This window comes from Microbacterium dextranolyticum (assembly GCF_016907295.1).
Taxonomy (GTDB): domain Bacteria; phylum Actinomycetota; class Actinomycetes; order Actinomycetales; family Microbacteriaceae; genus Microbacterium; species Microbacterium dextranolyticum.
In genome coordinates this window covers 816,786-833,933 of sequence record NZ_JAFBBR010000001.1, presented here as the reverse complement: position 1 = coordinate 833,933, position 17,148 = coordinate 816,786, and the positions used below count along the sequence as shown (strand labels likewise).

General features: G+C 73.3%; 17 protein-coding genes. 8 read left to right on the top strand and 9 right to left on the bottom strand.

Annotated features, from left to right (window positions below; translation table 11 throughout):
• Nucleotides 1-8: 8 nt before the first annotated feature.
• Nucleotides 9-1,043: a cytochrome d ubiquinol oxidase subunit II gene (cydB, locus tag JOE64_RS03650; protein WP_204963001.1), complete on the top strand. Its 1,035-nt coding sequence runs from the start codon at nt 9-11 to the stop codon at nt 1,041-1,043.
• Nucleotides 1,044-1,561: 518 nt separating this feature from the next.
• Here cydB and moaA read toward each other — a convergent pair.
• Nucleotides 1,562-2,710, bottom strand: a complete 1,149-nt coding sequence (gene moaA / locus JOE64_RS03645) for a GTP 3',8-cyclase MoaA (RefSeq protein ID WP_204963000.1) — start codon at nt 2,708-2,710, stop codon at nt 1,562-1,564.
• A gap of 108 nt (nt 2,711-2,818) precedes the next feature.
• Between moaA and cydD the strand changes: the two genes are divergently transcribed.
• A complete protein-coding gene (gene cydD / locus JOE64_RS03640) occupies nt 2,819-4,516 on the top strand; it encodes a thiol reductant ABC exporter subunit CydD (RefSeq protein WP_204962999.1) in 1,698 nt (565 codons plus the stop codon).
• Nucleotides 4,513-6,267 (top strand): thiol reductant ABC exporter subunit CydC, encoded by a 1,755-nt coding sequence (gene cydC, locus JOE64_RS03635; protein WP_204962998.1) that lies wholly within the window; start codon nt 4,513-4,515, stop codon nt 6,265-6,267. Before cydD ends, cydC begins: the two co-directional genes overlap by 4 nt.
• Before the next feature lie 104 nt (nt 6,268-6,371).
• Here the strand turns inward: cydC and JOE64_RS03630 are convergent, their stop codons facing one another.
• The 4 genes from JOE64_RS03630 to JOE64_RS03615 are packed head-to-tail and all read right to left on the bottom strand — an operon-like array spanning nt 6,372 to nt 9,521.
• On the bottom strand, nt 6,372-7,502 hold the full coding sequence (locus tag JOE64_RS03630; protein WP_271202443.1) for an ATP-binding cassette domain-containing protein: 1,131 nt from the start codon (nt 7,500-7,502) through the stop codon (nt 6,372-6,374).
• Nucleotides 7,499-8,305 (bottom strand): ABC transporter permease, encoded by an 807-nt coding sequence (locus tag JOE64_RS03625; RefSeq protein WP_204962997.1) that lies wholly within the window; start codon nt 8,303-8,305, stop codon nt 7,499-7,501. Before JOE64_RS03625 ends, JOE64_RS03630 begins: the two co-directional genes overlap by 4 nt.
• A gap of 16 nt (nt 8,306-8,321) precedes the next feature.
• A complete protein-coding gene (modA, locus tag JOE64_RS03620) occupies nt 8,322-9,125 on the bottom strand; it encodes a molybdate ABC transporter substrate-binding protein (protein ID WP_204962996.1) in 804 nt (267 codons plus the stop codon).
• 3 nt (nt 9,126-9,128) lie between these two features.
• On the bottom strand, nt 9,129-9,521 hold the full coding sequence (locus JOE64_RS03615) for a TOBE domain-containing protein (protein ID WP_204962995.1): 393 nt from the start codon (nt 9,519-9,521) through the stop codon (nt 9,129-9,131).
• 108 nt (nt 9,522-9,629) lie between these two features.
• Here JOE64_RS03615 and JOE64_RS03610 point away from each other — a divergent pair, with 108 nt between their 5' ends.
• From JOE64_RS03610 to JOE64_RS03585, 5 genes are read left to right on the top strand one after another with little or no spacing between them, the layout of a single operon-like run.
• The gene (locus JOE64_RS03610) at nt 9,630-10,808 is read left to right on the top strand and encodes a ThiF family adenylyltransferase (protein ID WP_204962994.1); all 1,179 of its coding nucleotides are present in this window, start codon (nt 9,630-9,632) and stop codon (nt 10,806-10,808) included.
• A complete protein-coding gene (locus JOE64_RS03605) occupies nt 10,805-12,109 on the top strand; it encodes a molybdopterin molybdotransferase MoeA (protein WP_271202451.1) in 1,305 nt (434 codons plus the stop codon). Before JOE64_RS03610 ends, JOE64_RS03605 begins: the two co-directional genes overlap by 4 nt.
• Before the next feature lie 43 nt (nt 12,110-12,152).
• The gene (gene moaC, locus JOE64_RS03600; RefSeq protein WP_204962993.1) at nt 12,153-12,623 is read left to right on the top strand and encodes a cyclic pyranopterin monophosphate synthase MoaC; all 471 of its coding nucleotides are present in this window, start codon (nt 12,153-12,155) and stop codon (nt 12,621-12,623) included.
• Entirely contained in the window at nt 12,620-13,615 is a 996-nt protein-coding gene (locus JOE64_RS14470; RefSeq protein ID WP_239531694.1) for an NTP transferase domain-containing protein, read from the top strand. Before moaC ends, JOE64_RS14470 begins: the two co-directional genes overlap by 4 nt.
• Entirely contained in the window at nt 13,615-13,848 is a 234-nt protein-coding gene (locus JOE64_RS03585; protein ID WP_204962992.1) for a MoaD/ThiS family protein, read from the top strand. The genes JOE64_RS14470 and JOE64_RS03585 overlap by 1 nt, the downstream gene beginning before the upstream one ends.
• A gap of 79 nt (nt 13,849-13,927) precedes the next feature.
• Here the strand turns inward: JOE64_RS03585 and JOE64_RS03580 are convergent, their stop codons facing one another.
• From JOE64_RS03580 to JOE64_RS03565, 4 genes are read right to left on the bottom strand one after another with little or no spacing between them, the layout of a single operon-like run.
• Complete coding sequence (locus JOE64_RS03580; protein ID WP_204962991.1) at nt 13,928-14,353, bottom strand: molybdenum cofactor biosynthesis protein MoaE; 426 nt, start codon at nt 14,351-14,353, stop codon at nt 13,928-13,930.
• The gene (locus JOE64_RS03575; protein ID WP_204962990.1) at nt 14,350-14,829 is read right to left on the bottom strand and encodes a MogA/MoaB family molybdenum cofactor biosynthesis protein; all 480 of its coding nucleotides are present in this window, start codon (nt 14,827-14,829) and stop codon (nt 14,350-14,352) included. Before JOE64_RS03575 ends, JOE64_RS03580 begins: the two co-directional genes overlap by 4 nt.
• Before the next feature lie 53 nt (nt 14,830-14,882).
• Entirely contained in the window at nt 14,883-15,497 is a 615-nt protein-coding gene (locus tag JOE64_RS03570; RefSeq protein WP_204962989.1) for a GNAT family N-acetyltransferase, read from the bottom strand.
• Between the two features lie 9 nt (nt 15,498-15,506).
• Entirely contained in the window at nt 15,507-17,087 is a 1,581-nt protein-coding gene (locus JOE64_RS03565; RefSeq protein ID WP_204962988.1) for an SDR family oxidoreductase, read from the bottom strand.
• Nucleotides 17,088-17,148: the final 61 nt, after the last annotated feature.

Below are 17,148 nucleotides of genomic sequence, written 5' to 3'. Positions count from 1 at the left end.
TGACAGACATGGATCTCGCCTACCTCTGGTTCTTCATCGTCGGAGTGCTGTTCGTCGGCTACTTCGTCCTCGACGGGTTCGACTTCGGTGTCGGAATGTCGCTTCCCTTCCTCGGCAAGGACGAGGTCTCGCGCCGCCAGGTGATCAACACCATCGGCCCCGTGTGGGACCTCAACGAGACCTGGGTCATCGTCGCCGGCGCGTGCCTGTTCGCAGCCTTCCCCGACTGGTACGCCACACTGTTCAGCGGGTTCTACCTGCCGCTGCTGATCATCCTGCTCGCCCTCATCGTCCGCGGCGTCTCGTTCGAGTACCGTCACCAGCGCGACGACATCCGGTGGAAGCGCCGCTTCGACGGGATGATCACGATCGGCTCGTTCCTGCCGGCCCTGCTCTGGGGCGTTGCCGTCGGCAACATCGTGCAGGGGGTGCCGATCGATGCCGACAAGAACTTCACCGGCACGCTGTTCACGCTGCTGAACCCCTACGGCCTGTGGGTGGGCGTGACGACGATGCTCCTGTTCTGGCTCCACGGCGTGCACTTCGTGGGCCTCAAGACCGATGGGCAGGTGCACCACGACGCGCAAGCGCTCGGCAAGAAGCTCGCGATCCCCGCGGTCGTTTTCGCTGCCGGAACCGTCGTCTGGACGATCTTCCTCGCGGCGGGCCGTGAGGCTCCGCTGCTGTGGGCCGTGATCGCGTGCGGCATCATCGCCGCCGTCGCCCTCCTGGCATCCATCGCCGCGAACTGGGCCGACCGCGACGGGCAGGCCTTCGCCGCCGGCGCCGTGGCGATCGTCTTCGCGGTGCTCACGCTGTGGCTGGCACTGTTCCCGTACGTCATGCCGTCCTCGACCGACGACGCGTACAGCCTGACGATCCAGAACGCGTCGAGCACGCCGATCACACTGCAGATCATGAGTTGGGCGGCGCTGATCTTCCTGCCCCTCGTGCTGCTGTACCAGGGCTGGACCTACTGGGTGTTCCGCAAGCGCGTCACGCGCTCGATCATCGAGAAGGCCGAGCTCGCCGGCGCGCACTGACCCCGCCGGGACTCACGTCCCGATCCACGCCGAGCCGCTGCGTTTCGTACCGTCGAAACGCAGCGGCTCGGCCGTTTCTGTGCTGAGCGGCGCGGGCGACGTGACGGCGGGGGCAACGGCGCGGCGCGCCGCGGGCGACGGATGCCAGGCGGCGGGTACACCAGCGGGCGACCTGGCGCCCGAGAAACCACCTTCGCGGCGAGAAACCACTCCTGCAGGTGTTTCTCGCGGCGAGCGTGGTTTCTCGCGGACGCGACGGCGGTGCGCGCTGCTGACACAGGGCAGCACGGGCGCCTCGTTGACGCCCGACGGCGGTGGATGCCTGGGCCGCACAGCGCCACGGGTGAGGAACCACTCGTGGAGCGAGAAACCAGCTTCGAGTCGAGAAACCACTCGTGCGCGTGTTTCTCGCGTCGAAAGTGGTTTCTCGCGGACGCAACGGCGAGGAGTGCGGTCGCAGCGAGGCCGCGCTGCTGCCCGAGGCACGCGCGCAACAACGCGAGGCGAGCGCGGGGGCGTCAGCCGCCGATGGCGTTCATTCCGCGGGCCGGCTGGAGGAAGGACGGGTCGTCGATCGCGTGGCCGGGGAGCTTGCCTGCGACGCAGGCGCGCAGCACCGCGTCGATCCGGGCATCCGAGGCGGGGTGCGGCCCGGCATCCCCCGCAGGCACCGCGTCTCCATCGGCATCACCGGTGCCGGGTTCGCCGCGCAGCGCGGGCACCAGGTCGTACTCCCCCGTCGAGAACAGGCAGTTGCGCAGCTGTCCGTCGGCCGTGAGGCGCAGCCGGTCGCACGCGCCGCAGAAGGGGGCCGTGACCGAGGCGATGACACCGACGGTCGCGGGCCCGCCGTCGAGCGTCCACTTCTCTGCGGGCGCGCCGCCGCGGCCCGGGACCGCGGTGAGGCGCCACCGCGCCGACAACGCCTCGAGGATCTCGGCGCGCGTCACCATCGACGACCGGTCCCACGTGTGGCCGGCGTCGAGCGGCATCTGCTCGATGAACCGCAGCTGCGCATCATGGGCGAGCGCGAACTCGACCAGGTCGACGATCTCGTCGTCGTTGATCCCGCGCATGGCGACGGCGTTCAGTTTGAGGGGGCGCAGACCGGATGCCGCGGCCGCCGCGATCCCGTCGAGCACATCGCCGAGCCGGTCGCGCCGGGTGAGGTGTCGGAACCGGTCGCGACGGAGCGTATCGATAGAGATGTTGAGCCGACGCAGCCCCGCCTCGCGGAGGGGCCCGACGAGGTCGGCGAGGCGGATGCCGTTGGTCGTCATCGCGAGGTCGATGGGGGCCCCGTCGGGCGTGCGGATCGCCGCGAGCCGGCGGACGACGTCGACGATGTCGGTGCGCAGCAGCGGCTCCCCGCCCGTCAGCCGGAAGGTCGTGATGCCGGATGCGGCGGCGACGCGCGCCACCTGTTCGATCTCATCGACGGTCAGGATGCTCGATCGGGCGAGCCATTCGTTGCCCTGCTCGGGCATGCAGTAGGTGCAGCGCAGCGAGCACCGATCGGTCAGCGAGATCCGCAGGTCGCGGTGCACCCGTCCGAAGCGGTCGACGAGCGGGTCACCCGGGCATCCGTTCACAGCCGCTCCGGCCGCGGTCGGCACCGCCGCACCGGCGGCGCGGGGCCGGGTGAGGGTGAGCGGGATCGCGACCATTGTCCGAGGCTACCCCGGCCTTCCGGACACTCCGCCGGGATCACCGTGGGAATTCGGCCGGCGCCGCGCGCCGGGCTTCGGTGCGGGCCGATCTGAGAGGATGGACAGATGCCGGATGCCGAGTCGTCGCCCGAGCGCACACGTATGCGGCCGGTCGACCCGCGGCTGCTGCGGTATGCCTCCGCCTCGCGCGGATTCTTCGTCGCGATCGCCGCGATCGGGTTCGCCCAGACCCTCGTCATCGCGGCTTTCGCCTGGCTGCTGACCCGCGCGATCACCGGGACGATCGATGCGCTGGGCACCGGAGCCTCGGGCGCGGACCTGCCCCGCACTCTGATGCTGCTCGCGGGGGTCGTCGCCGTGCGTGCAGTGCTGCTGTGGGTGCGCGAGGTCGTCTCGGCCCGCGCGGCCGCGCGCGTCGAGGCGCAGCTGCGCGAGCAGCTCGTCGCGGCGATCGGGCGCCTCGGACCGGGATGGCTGGCCGAGCAGAACTCGGCCCGGCTCGCGGTCGTCGCGGGGCGCGGGCTCGAAGCCCTCGACGCCTACTTCGCGCGCTACCTGCCGCAGCTCGTGCTGACGGCCATCGCCACCCCCATCCTCATCGCGATCATGTGGTGGCAGGACTGGATCTCGGGCCTCACCGTGGTCCTCACGATCCCTCTCATCCCCCTGTTCATGATCCTCATCGGCCTCGCCACCCGGTCGGTGCAGAACGCGCAGTGGAAGACTCTCGGCCAGCTCGCCTCGCGCTTCGCCGACACGGTGCGGGGGCTGTCGACGCTCAAGGTCTTCGGCCGCCAGTACCGTGCGGTCTCGTCGATCGAGAAGGTGACGGCGTCGTACCGGCGCGAGACGATGCGGGTGCTGCGGGTGTCGTTCCTCTCCGGGTTCGCCCTCGAGCTGTTGGCATCCATCTCGGTCGCGATCATCGCCGTCTCGATCGGCTTCCGGCTGATCGACGGCTCGCTCATCCTCGCGGTCGGACTCTTCGTGCTGCTGCTCGCCCCCGAGGCCTACCTGCCGCTGCGCCAGGTGGGCGTGCAGTTCCACGCCGCCGCGGAAGGGGTTGCCGCGACCGAGGACGTGTTCGCCGTGCTGGATGCCGCGAGCCGTGCGCCGCGCACCGGAGCGGATGCCGCCGACGCACCCCTGCCCTCGGGGTCATCCTTCGACCTCGAGGTCCGCGATCTGCGCGTGCGGCGCGGCGCCGCGCTGCTTCCTCCGGTGAGCTTCGCCGCGCGCCCCGGCACGGTCACCCTCGTCGAGGGTCCGAGCGGCAGTGGAAAGACGAGCCTGCTCGCGGCCCTCCGCGGCGCCGCGGACTTCGAGGGCGTCGCCCACATCGGAGGTCGCGACGTCCGCACCGTCGCCCCGTGGCACTGGCTCGCGTGGGCCGGGCAGCAGCCGGGCCTCGTCTCGGGCACGATCGGCGGGAACGTACGCCTCGGCGACGACCGCGACGCGACCGCCGACGGCACCGTGCGCCGCGCGCTCGATCTCGCCGGCGCCGGAGCGCTGGACCCCGATGCGGAGCTCGGCGTGCAGGGCGCCGGTCTGTCCGGCGGTCAGGCCCAGCGCGTCGCCGTCGCGCGCGCCTTCCACCGTCATCTGTCGGGCCACGCCCCCGTGATCGCCCTCGACGAGCCGTCGGCCGCGCTCGACGCCGACACCGAGGCCGCGCTGTGGGCGTCGGTGCGCTCACTGGCGGATGCCGGTGCCACCGTGCTCCTGGTCTCGCACCGCTCCACCGCCCGCGCGATCGCCGACCAGGTCGTCGCCCTGCACCCGGCGGAGGTGACCGCATGAGCGCCCCCGCCCCGACGCCGGCGACGCCTGCGCCCCCGGTGCCGCCGGCGACTGCTGAAGCCTCCGAGACCGCGCCGGCCCCGGCGACGACGGCCGCCGGCATCCTGCGGCGCGCCATTCCGTCACTGCGCCGATTCTGGCCCGGCGCGGCGAGCGGGTTCCTCTCCGAAGCATCCGCCGTCGCCCTTCTCGCGTGCAGCGCCTGGCTGATCGTGTTCGCGAGCGAGCAGCCGCCCGTCATGTTCCTCGGCGCCGCCGTCGTCGGGGTGCGGGCGTTCGCGCTGAGCCGTGCCGCCTTCCGTTACACGGAACGACTCGCGAGCCACGATGCGGCGCTGCGCCAGCTCGCCACGACGCGCACCGACCTCGTCCGCCGTCTCATCCCGCTGGCCCCCGACGGCCTGGCCCGCACGCGCCGGGGCTCGGTGCTCGGCGCCCTCGTCGACGACGTCGACGAGCTGCAGAACCTGCCGCTGCGGGTCGCCCTCCCCCTCGTCTCGTCGGCCTGCGTGGCCGTCGGCGCCGTCATCCTGGTCGCGTTCGTCTGGTGGCCCGCCGCGCTCACCCTGCTGGCCTGCCTCGTCGTCGGCGCGGTGGTCGCCACGGCATGGGGCTGGGCGTCGGGGTCGCGCGCCGAACGGTCGATCGCGCCCCTGCGCGGACGCCTCGCCGACGCCGTGCTCGACTACCTCGGCAGCCTCGACGTGCTCATCGCGTACGGCGCGGACGGCGCGGGGCGAGAGCGCATCCGACGAACGGATGCGTCTCTTCGCCGGGCAGTGACCCGTCGCGCCGCCGCGCAGGCCGGCACCACGGCCATCGTGTCGGTCCTCGCCGGCGCCGCATCGATCCTCGCCGTGATGGTCGCCTCTCCCGCGCTCGCGGACGGCACGATCACCGGCCCCGCCTTCGCCGTGACGATCCTCGTGCCGATGGCGGTGTTCGAGGTGTTCACCGCGGTTCCGCTGGCAGCGTCGTCGTGGCGACAGGTGCGTGCCGCGGCGGAGCGGATCGCCACGTCGGTGCCGGCCTCGGCCCCGCACGAGCTTCCCGCTGAAGCCGCAGATCCGGCGCCCGCGGCGGCGGATCTCGGCGAGGGCCTCCGCCTGAGCGGGGTCACCGCCCGCTGGCCGGGAGCATCCGCCGCCTCGCTCGACGGCATCGATCTGGATGTCCGACCCGGCGAGCGCATCCTCGTCGTGGGGTCGAGCGGGGCGGGAAAGACGACCCTCGCGCACGTGCTCGTGCGCTTCCTCGAGCCGACCGGTGGCGAGTATTCCGTCGGAGGCATACCCGTCGACAGGCTGCCGGCGGATGCCGTGCGGCGCACGGTGGGGCTCTGCGAACAGCAGCCCATGCTCTTCGACGAGGACATCCGGCAGAACCTGCTGTTCGCCCGGGACACCGCGACGGATGCCGAGCTCGCCGCCGTGCTCGCACGCGTCGGCCTCGGCGACTGGCTGCGCCAGCGCGGCGGTCTCGACGCTCGCGTCGGCGAGCGCGGCGCACTCGTGTCGGGCGGACAGGCGCAGCGGATCGCGCTGGCCCGTGGCATCCTGCGCGCCTTCCCCGTGCTCGTGCTCGACGAACCCACCGCCGGCGTCGATCCCGCGGCATCCGATGCCCTGCTCACCGACCTGCTCGGCGCGGTGGGCCCCGACCAGGCCATCGTGCTGATCTCCCACGTCGCCGTGCCGCCCGGGCTGGTCGACCGCACGATCCGCCTGGCCGATGGGCGCCTGGTGCAGTAGCGGACGGCGATAGCGGGGCGCAGCAGCGGACCGCAGGATTGCGCGCCGCAGCAGTGCGCGGGAGCAGTTCGCGCCGCGGGCGCCAGCCCGGCCCGCTCCGGCGGTCAACGCTCCGTATCGGCGGGCAGTGCCTCGGGTGCGATGCGGACGCCGTCCGGGTCGAGGCAGAGCGTCACCCCATCGCCGATCGAGAGACGGCGCTGCGCGAACGCGGCGGCCGCGATGTCGACCGCGACGTCGGGATCCGCCGTCTGCATCCGGGCCCCGTTCGGCGTCGCATCGATCCGGGTCACCCGTGCGGTCCAGACCACTCGGCCGGCCGGCTCGGCGGGCAGCGCGTCGAGGAGAGCCACGGCGCCGGAGGCGATCGTCGCGATGGCCGCTCCGGCCGGGCACGCCGGGGCGGGCAGCGAGAGCCGTCCCGCCCTCCAGACGCCGCCCTCCACCCGCCCGACGACACGGGTGACGCCGGCGATGGCCGCACCGAACGCGGTCTGCGGCGCCGTGAGGATCTCGCGCGGCGCCCCCGACTGGGTCACCCGCCCGTTCTCGAGCAGCACGAGCCGATCGCCGAGCGCGACGGCGTCGACGACCGCATGCGTGACGATGAGGGCGGTGGCGCCGGCGGCGGCGAGCTGGGCGGCCAGAACGGCCCGGATGTCCGCGGCCGTCGCAGGGTCGAGGGCCGAGAGCGGCTCGTCGAGCAGCAGCACCCGAGGCCCGGCGGCCAGTGCGCGGGCGAGGGCGACGCGTTGCTGCTCACCACCCGACAGTGCGCGGGGACGATGCGCACCGCGGTCACCGAGCCCGACGCGGTGCAGCCAGGCATCCGCGGCGTCATGGATCGCCGCACGGGAGGTACGCCCCCGCCGATGCAGGGCGAACGCGACGTTGTCGCGCGCGGAGAGATGGGGGAACAGCCGAGGCTCCTGCCCCAGCAGCACGACGCCGCGCCGCTGCGGCGGCACCTGCACCGTCGCGCCCGACACGGTCACACCGTCCAGCCGCACGTGCCCTTCGCGCGTGCGCAGCAGCCCCGACAGCACCCCGAGAAGAGTCGACTTGCCGGCCCCGCTCGGCCCCATGAGCGCGACGACCTCGCCGCGGGCGGCGGTCACGCGGGCATCCAGGGTGAAAGCGTCTCGCCGCACGATGACGTGCGCGTCGAGTGCCGCGCCGGTCGCCGAGGCCGCCTGCCGTGCGAGCGGACGAGTCGCCGCGGTGCCGCCGCTCACCGCACGACCCCCGTCGCGGGGCGCCACGCACGCACGAGCAGCAGCACGACGATCGCGGTCGCCAGAAGCAGAAGCGACAGCGCCACCGCTGTCCCCTGCGAGACCCCGGCCCCACCCCACGCCGTGTAGATCGCCAGCGGCATGGTCTGGGTCACGCCGGGGGCGTTGCCGGCGAACAGCGCGGTCGCCCCGAACTCGCCCACCGCGCGGGCGAAGCACAGCACCACACCCGCGACGAGCCCCGGGGCGGCCAGCGGCAGCGTCACCCGCCACAGGATGCGCCAGCGGCCCGCGCCGAGTGCGGCCGCCGTCTGCTCGTAGCCGACGCCCGTCGAGCGAAGCGCGCCCTCGAGCGCGAGCACGAGGAACGGCAGCGCCACGAAGGTCTGCGCGATGACGACGGCGGGCGTCGTGAACGGAAGCTTCACCCCCGCGTCGGCCAGAAGAACGCCGAGCCAGCCGTTGCGCCCGAAGAGGAAGAGGAGCGCGACCCCACCCACCATCGGCGGCAGGACCAGTGGCACCGTGACGAGCGCGCGCAGCGCGGCGGCGAGCCGGTCGCCCGATCTCGCGATCAGGAGCGCCAGCGGCACACCGAGGACGACGCACACCGCCGTCGCCGTCGCGCCGGTGAGCAGCGACAGCCGCAGGGCCGACAGCGCCTCGGGAGAGGTCACATCACCCCAGAGCGTCGACCAGTCGACCCTCCCGACGAGTGCAGCGAGGGGGACGGCGAGCAGGGCGAGGCCGAACACCGCCGGCACGATCAGCACCTGCGGGACGAACCCTCGCCGCTCCTCCATCGATGGCGGGCCCGGCTCAGGGGTGGCCGAAGCCGAGCCCGCCGAGGACCGACCGCCCGGCGTCGGAGAGCACGAACCGGACGAAGGCAGCCGCCGCCTCGGGGTGGGCTGCGTGCGTCAGGGCGACGATCGGGTAGCGGTTCACGACGGCGTCCGCGCCGGCCGTGGTCACCGTCTCGACGTCGGCGTTCGTCGCGGCATCCGTCACGTAGACGAGCCCCGCGTCGGCCTCGCCGCTCGCGACCTTGGTGAGCACGGCGGTCACACTCTGTTCGTAGCTGTCGACGGATGCCTGGACGCCGGCGTTCTGCAGCAGCGTCGTCGACGCGGCGCCGCACGGCACCTCGGCCGCGCACAGCACGACGTCGAGGTCGGGCTTCGCGAGGTCGGCGAGTCCGGTGACCTTGCCGGGGTTGCCCTTCGGCACGACGAGGGTCAGCACGTTCGTCGCGAACAGCTCGGGCGCACTCGCGAGCGAGGCATCCACGACCTTCTTCATGTTCTTCTCGTCGGCCGAGGCGAAGACGTCGACCGACGCGCCTTCGAGGATCTGCGTCGCGAGGGTCGATGAGCCGTCGTATCTGATCGGCTTCACATCGACGCCGGGGTTCGCCGCCTCGAACTCGACGGCCAGCTCGTCGAACGCCTTCTTGAGCGACGCGGCGGCCGAGATCGTCAGCTCGCCCGTGAGAGTCGACGACGCGGTGGGTGACGATGTCGGAGCCGCAGACTCCGCGGGAGTGGCGGCAGCCGCGCAGCCCGTGAGGGCGAGCGCGAGGGCGGATGCCAGGGCGAGGGCGGTGAGGGGGGTGCGGCGCACGGGTCAGTCCTTCGGGATCTCGATGATGACGGTGGTGGCTTTGACAACGGCGACGGCAAGCGCACCCGGCTCGAGACCGAGCTCGCGGACGGCTTCGGCCGACATGAGCGAGACGACGCGATGGGGGCCGGACTGGATGTCGACCTGCGCCATGACCCCGTCGAGCTGCACCCGCGTCACGAGGCCGGTGAAGCGGTTGCGGGCGCTCGAGAGCCGGTCGGTCGGATCCCCCGGGGCACGGGCGAGGTCGACGGCCTTCGCGGCGAGCGCGGCACCCGGGATCTCAGCGGGCGCGGCGCCGTTCGTCGGGAGCGCGCCCTGATCGATCCAGCGGCGGACGGTGTCGTCGCTCACGCCGAGAAGACGCGCGGCATCGGCGATGCGGTAGCTGGTCATGAGACGAATCTACCCGCAGGCGCGGATCATTGACCGTGGATAATCCGCTCCTGCGGTTTTCACGGGCGTGCGCCCGCTCCGGTCGGAGCCGCGGGTTAGCCTGAACGCATGCCGCTGCCTCCGCTCGTCCACCCCGTCGACGCGCTCTCGGACGACGAGCGCGCGCGGACGCAGCGACACGCGGCGCTCCGCGGGTTCGGCGAGGCGGGACAACGCCATCTCGCCGCCGCGCACGTCGCGATCATCGGCGCCGGGGGGCTCGGCTCGCCCGCCGTGCTCGCTCTGTGCGCCGCCGGGGTCGGCACCCTCACGGTGATCGACGACGACGACGTCGATCTGACGAACCTGCAGCGCCAAGTGCTGCATCGCCTCGGCGACGTCGGCGCCCCGAAGGTCGACTCGGCCGTGCGCGCCGCGGCCGACCTCAGCCCCGAGACCCGCGTCGTGGCGGTGCACGAACGGCTGGATGCCGCGAACGCGGTCGCACTGCTCGCGGACGCCGACCTCGTGCTGGACGGATCCGACACGTTCGCGACGCGCACGATCGTCGCCGCCGAGTGCGAGCGTCGCGGCATCCCGCTCGTCTGGGGCGTCGTGCAGGAGTTCCATGCGCAGGTGACGGTGTTCTGGTCGGCGCCGCCTCAGGGGCGCGAACCTGTGGTTCTCGCCGACCTGCACCCGACCGACCGCGTCGGGCAGACCCCGAGTTGCGCCGACGTGGGTGTGCTCGGCGCCCTCACGCTGCAGGTCGGATCGGTGATGGCGGTCGAGGCGATCAAGCTCATCGCCGGCATCGGTGAGCCGCTGCTCGGGCGGGTACTCGTGATCGACGCCCTGCAGGGCCGGTTCACCGAGGTGCCGCTGCACCCCACGTCGGAATCCACGACGGAGTCCTCGACGGCGGATCCGGCGGCAAGAGACGGACGAGACGGATCGGCGCACCCGCACCCGGTCTCGCCCTCCGCGTCGACCTCCTCGATCGCGGGTACCGGAGGCGCGCCCGCCATCGCGCACGTCACGGCGGCCGAGATGCTTGCGGCGAAGGACGAGGAGAACGCCGTCCTGCTCGATGTGCGCGAGCCGTGGGAGACGCAGTCGGGCGTCGTCGCCGACTCGGTGCTGATCCCGCTCGGAGACTTCCTCGCCGACCCGGCCCAGCTCGACGCCGACGGGCCGGTCGTGGTCATCTGCGCACACGGCATGCGCGCCCAACAGGCCGCCGAGGTGCTGCACGCGCGCGGCGTCGATGCGCGCGTGCTCGTCGGCGGGCTCGCGGCGTGGACGTGACGACGCCGTCCGGCACCAGCGACGGCGCGGGCCTGCACGCCCGCGCCCTCCTGACCGTCGACGAGCACCTCGCGGCGGTGCTCGCCGCCGTCGTCCCGGTGCCCGCGCGGACTGTCCCGCTGGCGGATGCGCTCGGCGCGACCCTGGCCGCTCCGGCGCGCGCCGTGATCGATCTGCCGCCCTTCGACAACTCCGCGATGGACGGATTCGCCGTGCACCACGTCGATGTCGCGGCGGCGAACGCCGATGCTCCGGTGCGGCTGCGGGTCGTCGCCGACCTGCCCGCCGGGAGCGCCGTCGACCCCGCGATCGGTACCGGCGAGGCGGCGCGCATCATGACGGGCTCGCCCCTGCCCACCGCGGCCGACACGATCGTCCCGTTCGAAGACACCGTCGGCGGGCTCGCCGACTCGCTCGGTGTCATCGCGGTGGCATCCGCCCCCGCGCGCCGCGGCGTGCACGTGCGCCGCCGCGGCGAGGACACCCGGCGCGGCGACGTGGTCCTGCCCGCGGGCACCCTGCTCGGCCCGCTGCAGATCGGCGCCCTCGCCGCCGTCGGCATCTCCGAGGTGACGGCGGCGGTCGCCCCCCGCGTCGTCGTCGTGTCTACCGGCAGCGAGTTGGTTCCGCTGGAGCGACTCGGGAGCGCGACCGGGGCGGAGGGCGTCCGACTCGAGCGCGGGCAGATCCCCGAGTCCAATGGCATCCTGCTCGCGGGCGTGATCGCGGCGACCGGAGCGCGGGTCGTCCGCCGCGAGATCGTCGACGACGAGGGCTCGGCGCTGCGAGCTCTCCTCGATGAGGTCACCACCGGCCCCGACGCGGCGGATGCGGTGGTCTTCACCGGCGGCGTCAGCGCGGGCGCCTACGAGGTCGTTCGCCAGACGGTCTCGCAGATGACCTTCGGGAAGGTCGCGATGCAGCCCGGGAAGCCGCAGGGTTTCGGCCTCGCGGGCCGCACGCTGCTGTTCGGTCTGCCCGGCAACCCCGTCAGCGCCGCGGTGTCGTTCGAGGTGTTCGTCCGCCCGGCCCTTCTCGCGCTGCAGGGGCGCACCGAGGTGCGGCGCCCCCTTCTGCGCATCCCCGCCGCCGTCGGCTGGCGCACGCCGGCGGGGCGTCGCCAGTACCTGCCCGTGACGATCGACCGCACCGACCCCGCCGTCTGGCGTGCCGCGCCCGCCTCCAGCGGAGGCTCGCACCTCGCGGGACGGCTCGGCGGCGCCGAGGGGTACGCCGTCGTCGCCGCCGAGGTCGACGCGGTCGCGGCGGGCGACCTCGTCGACGTGATGCTGATCGACTGAGCGGCCGGATGCCGCAGATCGAACCCGAGAACACGAGGATGCCATGACCTTCACCCATCTGGACGCCGCCGGACACGCCCGCATGGTCGATGTGACCGAGAAGCAGCCGACTGTCCGTGCGGCGACGGCGCGCGGTTTCGTGCGCTGCGCGCCGCACGTCATCGCCGCGCTGCGCGACGGCACCACCCCGAAGGGCGACGTGCTCGCCGTGGCGCGCATCAGCGGCATCCAAGCCGCCAAGCGCACCCCCGAGCTGCTGCCGCTCGCTCACGTGATCGGCGTCCACGGCGCCGTGGTCGACGTCGACATCGTCGACGACGGCGTCGAGATCGAGGCGACGGTCCGCACGGCCGACCGCACCGGCGTCGAGATGGAAGCGCTCACCGCCGTCGCCGTCGCCGCCCTCGCCGTCGTCGACATGGTGAAGGGCATGGACAAATCGACCGCCGTCGAGAACGTGCGCCTCGTGCGCAAGACCGGCGGCAAGAGCGGCGACTGGACGCGTCCGGAATGATGCCCACCACGGGCGCGATCCTCCTCGCCGGGGGCCGCGCGTCGCGCCTGGGGGGCCTCGACAAGCCGCTCTTCGAGGTGCAGGGACGCCCGCTGCTGCAGCGAGCCGTCGATGCCGCGGCCGGCTGCGACCCCGTGGTGATCGTCGGTCCGCGGCGCCCCGGCATCGACGGCGCACCGCGCATCCGCTCGCTCGTCTGGCTGCGGGAGGATCCGCCGTTCTCGGGCCCCGCCGCCGCGATCGTCGCCGCACTCGACCACCTGTCCGAGCCCGACGACGGTGCGCACGGGCCCGCGTCCCCCTCGTGGCTCTTCGTCCTCGCGGCCGATCTGGTGGATCCCGTCGCGGCCGTCACACGGCTGCACGCGGCACGTGCGACGTCGTCGGACGGCGATGCTCGCGGGGGCTTCTGTCTCAGCGACGGCGACGCGCGGCCCCAATGGCTCACCGGCCTCTACCCCGTCGACGAACTGCGCGCCGCCGCACGTGCCCTGCCGGGCCGCGGCGTGAACGCGCCGGCGCGGGCGCTTCTCGCGCCGCTCGGTGCAGTCGTGCTCGCCGCGCCGACCGATGCGACCATCGACATCGACACCTGGGACGATGTGGCGCGGACGGGCGCCGTGGCGCCCGTCCGCGCCGCCGCCCCCGCTCCGCCCGTCGGAACCCTCACCTCTCCCCCGTCCCAGCTCGCCCTCCCCGAAGGAGACCTCATGAGCGACCGCACCCTTCCCCCCGAAGCCCTCGACGCGTGGGCGGCTGCCCTGCGCGAACGGTTCGGCCTCGCCGAGGACGATCTGCCGATCTCGCTGATCCTCGACCTCGCCCGTGACGTCGCGAACGGAGTGGCGCGGCCCGCCGCACCGTTCAGCGCCTTCGTCGCCGGCCTCGTCGCGGGGCTCGCCGGGGGAACCCCCGACGACGTACGCACCGCGGTCGCGGCGGTGGTCGATCTCGCCACCGCGTGGGACGGCGCACCCGGCGGGACGCACTGATGGCGCGCGTTCGCTACTTCGCCGCGGCCGAAGAGGCGGTCGGCACGCCCGAGGAGCAGCGCACCGAGTCGACGCTCGGCGATCTGCGCGCGGCGCTCGTCGACGAGCATCCGGCACTCGGCGGCATCCTGCCCCGCTGCGCCGTGCTGGTCGACGGCCGGCGCACCGACGACGACATCGCGCTCACCGACGCGAGCCTCGTCGACGTGCTGCCGCCCTTCGCCGGCGGCTGATCGGCACGCCGACGCCCGCGCCCGCGGCGCTGCCTCCGACGCCCGCGGCGGGGCCGGCCGCGGGCCGGTACCGGAAGGCTCAGCCGCCGATGCCCTTCCAGGTGGCGTCGCCGTCGTCGGTCCATTGCTTCTTCCACACCGGCAGGGAGCGCTTGATCTCCTCGATCACGGTGCGGCAGATCCCGAACGCCTCGTCGCGGTGGGCCGTTCCGACGGCGATGACGACGGCGGCATCGCCGACGACGAGACGCCCCGTGCGGTGGCTCACGGCGACGACGGCGCGGTGCTCGCCGATCGCGGTCGTGACGATGTCGTGGAGCGTGGCCTCGGCATCCGGATGGGCGGAGTACTCGAGCGCGACGACGGGCGTCCGCGCGTCGGGGTCGTTCTCACGCACCGTTCCGACGAAGCTCGTCACGGCGCCGACCCAGGGCTCCTCGACAGCGGCGAGGTGTTCCGTGACGTCGAGGGCGGTGTCGCTGATGCGGGCGATGCGGATGGTCATGCGTGGTCTCCTCCGTCGAGCTGTGCGAGGGCGTGGTGCGCGATCGCCGTGATCACAGGCATACCGGATGCCACGGCGCGCGGCGATCCGGGAAGGTTCACGATCAGGGCGTCACCCGCGACGCCCGCGACGCCGCGCGACAGCATCGCGGCCGGGGTGTCGTCGAGCCCGCGGCGGCGGAGCTCTTCGGCGACGCCGGGCAGGTCGCGTTCGATCACCCGGCGCGTGCCCTCGGGGGTCTGGTCGCGGGGCGCGAGCCCGGTCCCACCGGTCGTGACGATGAGCCGGATGCCCGCCTCGAGCGCCACGCCCAGTGCTTCCTCCACGGCATCCGCCCCATCGGGGATGACGACCGCCTCGGGGCATCCGAAGCCCGCCTCGCGCAACGCGACGACGGCGACCGGGCCGCTCGCATCGGTGCGGACCCCCGCCGCGGAACGATCGGACACGGTGATCACCAGGGCGGGAACGCTCACCCCGCCAGCCTACGCCGGAGCGCCCCGCGACGATCTCGGGAGAAACCGCCGCGTCAGCCGAGCGACATCCCGAACGCGACGACGTCGGCGTGCGACGGGATGCGACGGAAGCCGAGTCTCTCGTAGAACGTGATCGCGCCGGCATTGCGCGTGTCGGTCGCGAGGTGCAGACCCGCCACTCCTCGGGCGCGCAGGGCGCCCGCGAGCTCGTCGATGAGCCGCCTGCCCCACCCCTGCCCCTGCAGCTCGGGAAGGAGGTCGATGTGCAGATGCGCCGGATACGTCGCGGCGAACGGCTCAGCCCCGGCGCGCCGCCCGTAGGCGTAGGTCAGCAGACCCTCCTGCCGCGACGGGGTCGCCCCGTCGGGCGGCGTGGCGGGTCGGGGCCACCGCTCCGCATGGCGGGGCCACCACTCCGCGGCGAACCAGTTCTCGAACGCGTCGGTGTCGTCGGCGCCGACCACATATCCGGCGGCGCGCCCGTCGTCGGTCTCGACGACGAACGCGAGATCCGGATGCCGCACGGCGTACGGCAACACGAAGACCGCGGCCCAGACGTCGTCGTCTTCGAGGATGCCCGTCGCGTCGGCGCCGGCATCCGCCGTCCTGAGGCAGATCTCGGCGAGCGCGGCGTCGTCTCCGGGTCGGAACGGTCGCAGGTGAGGCATCCCGCGAGTCTAGGTCGCAGGTGTCCCCGGCGTCGCCGGGCCACGATCGCCCTCGGCCTCGGCGGCCGCGGTGATGCGGTTCGCCATACCGCGGAAGATGAAGCCGTGGAACGGCAGAACGGACAGCCAGTACAGCCGACCGGCGAGCCCCGACGGGAAGAACACCGCGCGCTGGCGGTAGCGCGCTCCCCCGCCCTCGCCCGGCTCGCACTGCAGGTCGAGCCACGCGAGCCCCGGCACCTTCATCTCCGCGCGCAGACGCAGCAGGTGCCCGGGCTCGACCTTCTCGACGCGCCAGAAGTCGATCGCGTCGCCCACCGCGACGCGCGAGCGGCTACGACGTCCGCGCGACAGCCCGACACCGCCGACGACGCGATCCATCCAGCCGCGGACCGCCCAGAGCAGCGGCGCCGAGTACCAGCCGTTCTCACCGCCGATCCCCTCGATGACCGCCCAGAGGCTCTCGGGGGATGCCGGGGTGTCGGCCGTCCGCACATCCGTGAAGACGGTGCGCCCCGCCCACTCGGGGTCGGACGGGAGCGGATCCGACGGGACGCCGGTGACCTCGGCATCCTGCCAGCTCGTCTCGACAGAGTCGGCCTCGACGCGCCCGAGGGCGAGCGCGACGGCCCGGCGGTACGAGGTGAGGCCGCCTTCGGGGGGCGGGATGATCGCGTCGATGTCGCGGTCGTCCATGACGCACTCGTTCTGCAGCGACGCGATCAGCGGGCGCGCGATCGACCGGGGCACCGGGGTCACGACGTTGACCCAGTGGGACGCGAGGCCGGGCGTGAGCACCGGCAACGGCGCGATCGGCCGTTGCGGCAGACCCGCCTCGACGGCGTAGCCGTTCATCATCTGGCCGTAGCGCAGCACGTCGGGCCCGCCGATGTCGACGGCCCGCGAGATCTCGTGCGGAACGCGGGCGGCGGCGAGCAGGTAGTACAGCACATCGCGCACGGCGATCGGCTGGATGACGTTGCGCACCCAGCGCGGCGCGGGCATGTACGGCAGCACCTCGGTGAGGTGGCGGATCATCTCGAACGAGGCCGAGCCCGATCCGATGACGACGCCCGCCTGCAGCACCAGAGTCGGCACGCCGCTGGCGAGCAGCACCTCCCCGACCTCGACGCGCGAGCGCAGGTGGGGGCTGAGCGCGACGCCCTCGGGATGCAGCCCGCCGAGATAGACGATGCGACCGACGGATGCCGCGGCCGCAGCATCCGCGACGGTCCGCGCCGCCTCGAGGTCGGCCCGCTCGAACCCCGCCCCCTGACCCATCGAGTGGATGAGGTAGTACAGCGCGTCCACACCGGCGCAGGCCGCGGCGACGGCGTCACGGTCGGTCGCCGACCCGGGGGCGACCTCCACCCGGTCGCCCCAATCGAATGCTCCGAGACGGGCGGGGTCGCGCACCAGCACCCGCACGCGGTAGCCGCCGGCGAGAAGCCGTGGCACGAGCCGTCCTCCGATGTAGCCCGTCGACCCCAGCACCAGGACCAGCGGCGGCGCACCGGCCGGGCCGGGCTGCGCGCGCAGTGCCTCCTCCTCGCCCGTCGGGGTCGACAGCGGGGTGTCCGAATGCTCCATGTCGGTCACGCTAACCCGGCCGCCGCCGCGCACGCACCCCCTTGCGGTCCCGCCCTTACTC

Bases quoted from the DNA above. Each gene is read 5' to 3' on its own strand.
- cydB (WP_204963001.1), top strand. From the start codon at position 9: ATGGATCTCGCCTACCTCTGGTTCTTCATCGTCGGAGTGCTGTTCGTC.
- moaA (WP_204963000.1), bottom strand. From the start codon at position 2,710: ATGGTCGCGATCCCGCTCACCCTCACCCGGCCCCGCGCCGCCGGTGCG.
- cydD (WP_204962999.1), top strand. From the start codon at position 2,819: ATGCCGGATGCCGAGTCGTCGCCCGAGCGCACACGTATGCGGCCGGTC.
- cydC (WP_204962998.1), top strand. From the start codon at position 4,513: ATGAGCGCCCCCGCCCCGACGCCGGCGACGCCTGCGCCCCCGGTGCCG.
- JOE64_RS03625 (WP_204962997.1), bottom strand. From the start codon at position 8,305: ATGGAGGAGCGGCGAGGGTTCGTCCCGCAGGTGCTGATCGTGCCGGCG.
- JOE64_RS03615 (WP_204962995.1), bottom strand. From the start codon at position 9,521: ATGACCAGCTACCGCATCGCCGATGCCGCGCGTCTTCTCGGCGTGAGC.
- JOE64_RS03610 (WP_204962994.1), top strand. From the start codon at position 9,630: ATGCCGCTGCCTCCGCTCGTCCACCCCGTCGACGCGCTCTCGGACGAC.
- moaC (WP_204962993.1), top strand. From the start codon at position 12,153: ATGACCTTCACCCATCTGGACGCCGCCGGACACGCCCGCATGGTCGAT.
- JOE64_RS14470 (WP_239531694.1), top strand. From the start codon at position 12,620: ATGATGCCCACCACGGGCGCGATCCTCCTCGCCGGGGGCCGCGCGTCG.
- JOE64_RS03585 (WP_204962992.1), top strand. From the start codon at position 13,615: ATGGCGCGCGTTCGCTACTTCGCCGCGGCCGAAGAGGCGGTCGGCACG.
- JOE64_RS03580 (WP_204962991.1), bottom strand. From the start codon at position 14,353: ATGACCATCCGCATCGCCCGCATCAGCGACACCGCCCTCGACGTCACG.
- JOE64_RS03570 (WP_204962989.1), bottom strand. From the start codon at position 15,497: ATGCCTCACCTGCGACCGTTCCGACCCGGAGACGACGCCGCGCTCGCC.
- JOE64_RS03565 (WP_204962988.1), bottom strand. From the start codon at position 17,087: ATGGAGCATTCGGACACCCCGCTGTCGACCCCGACGGGCGAGGAGGAG.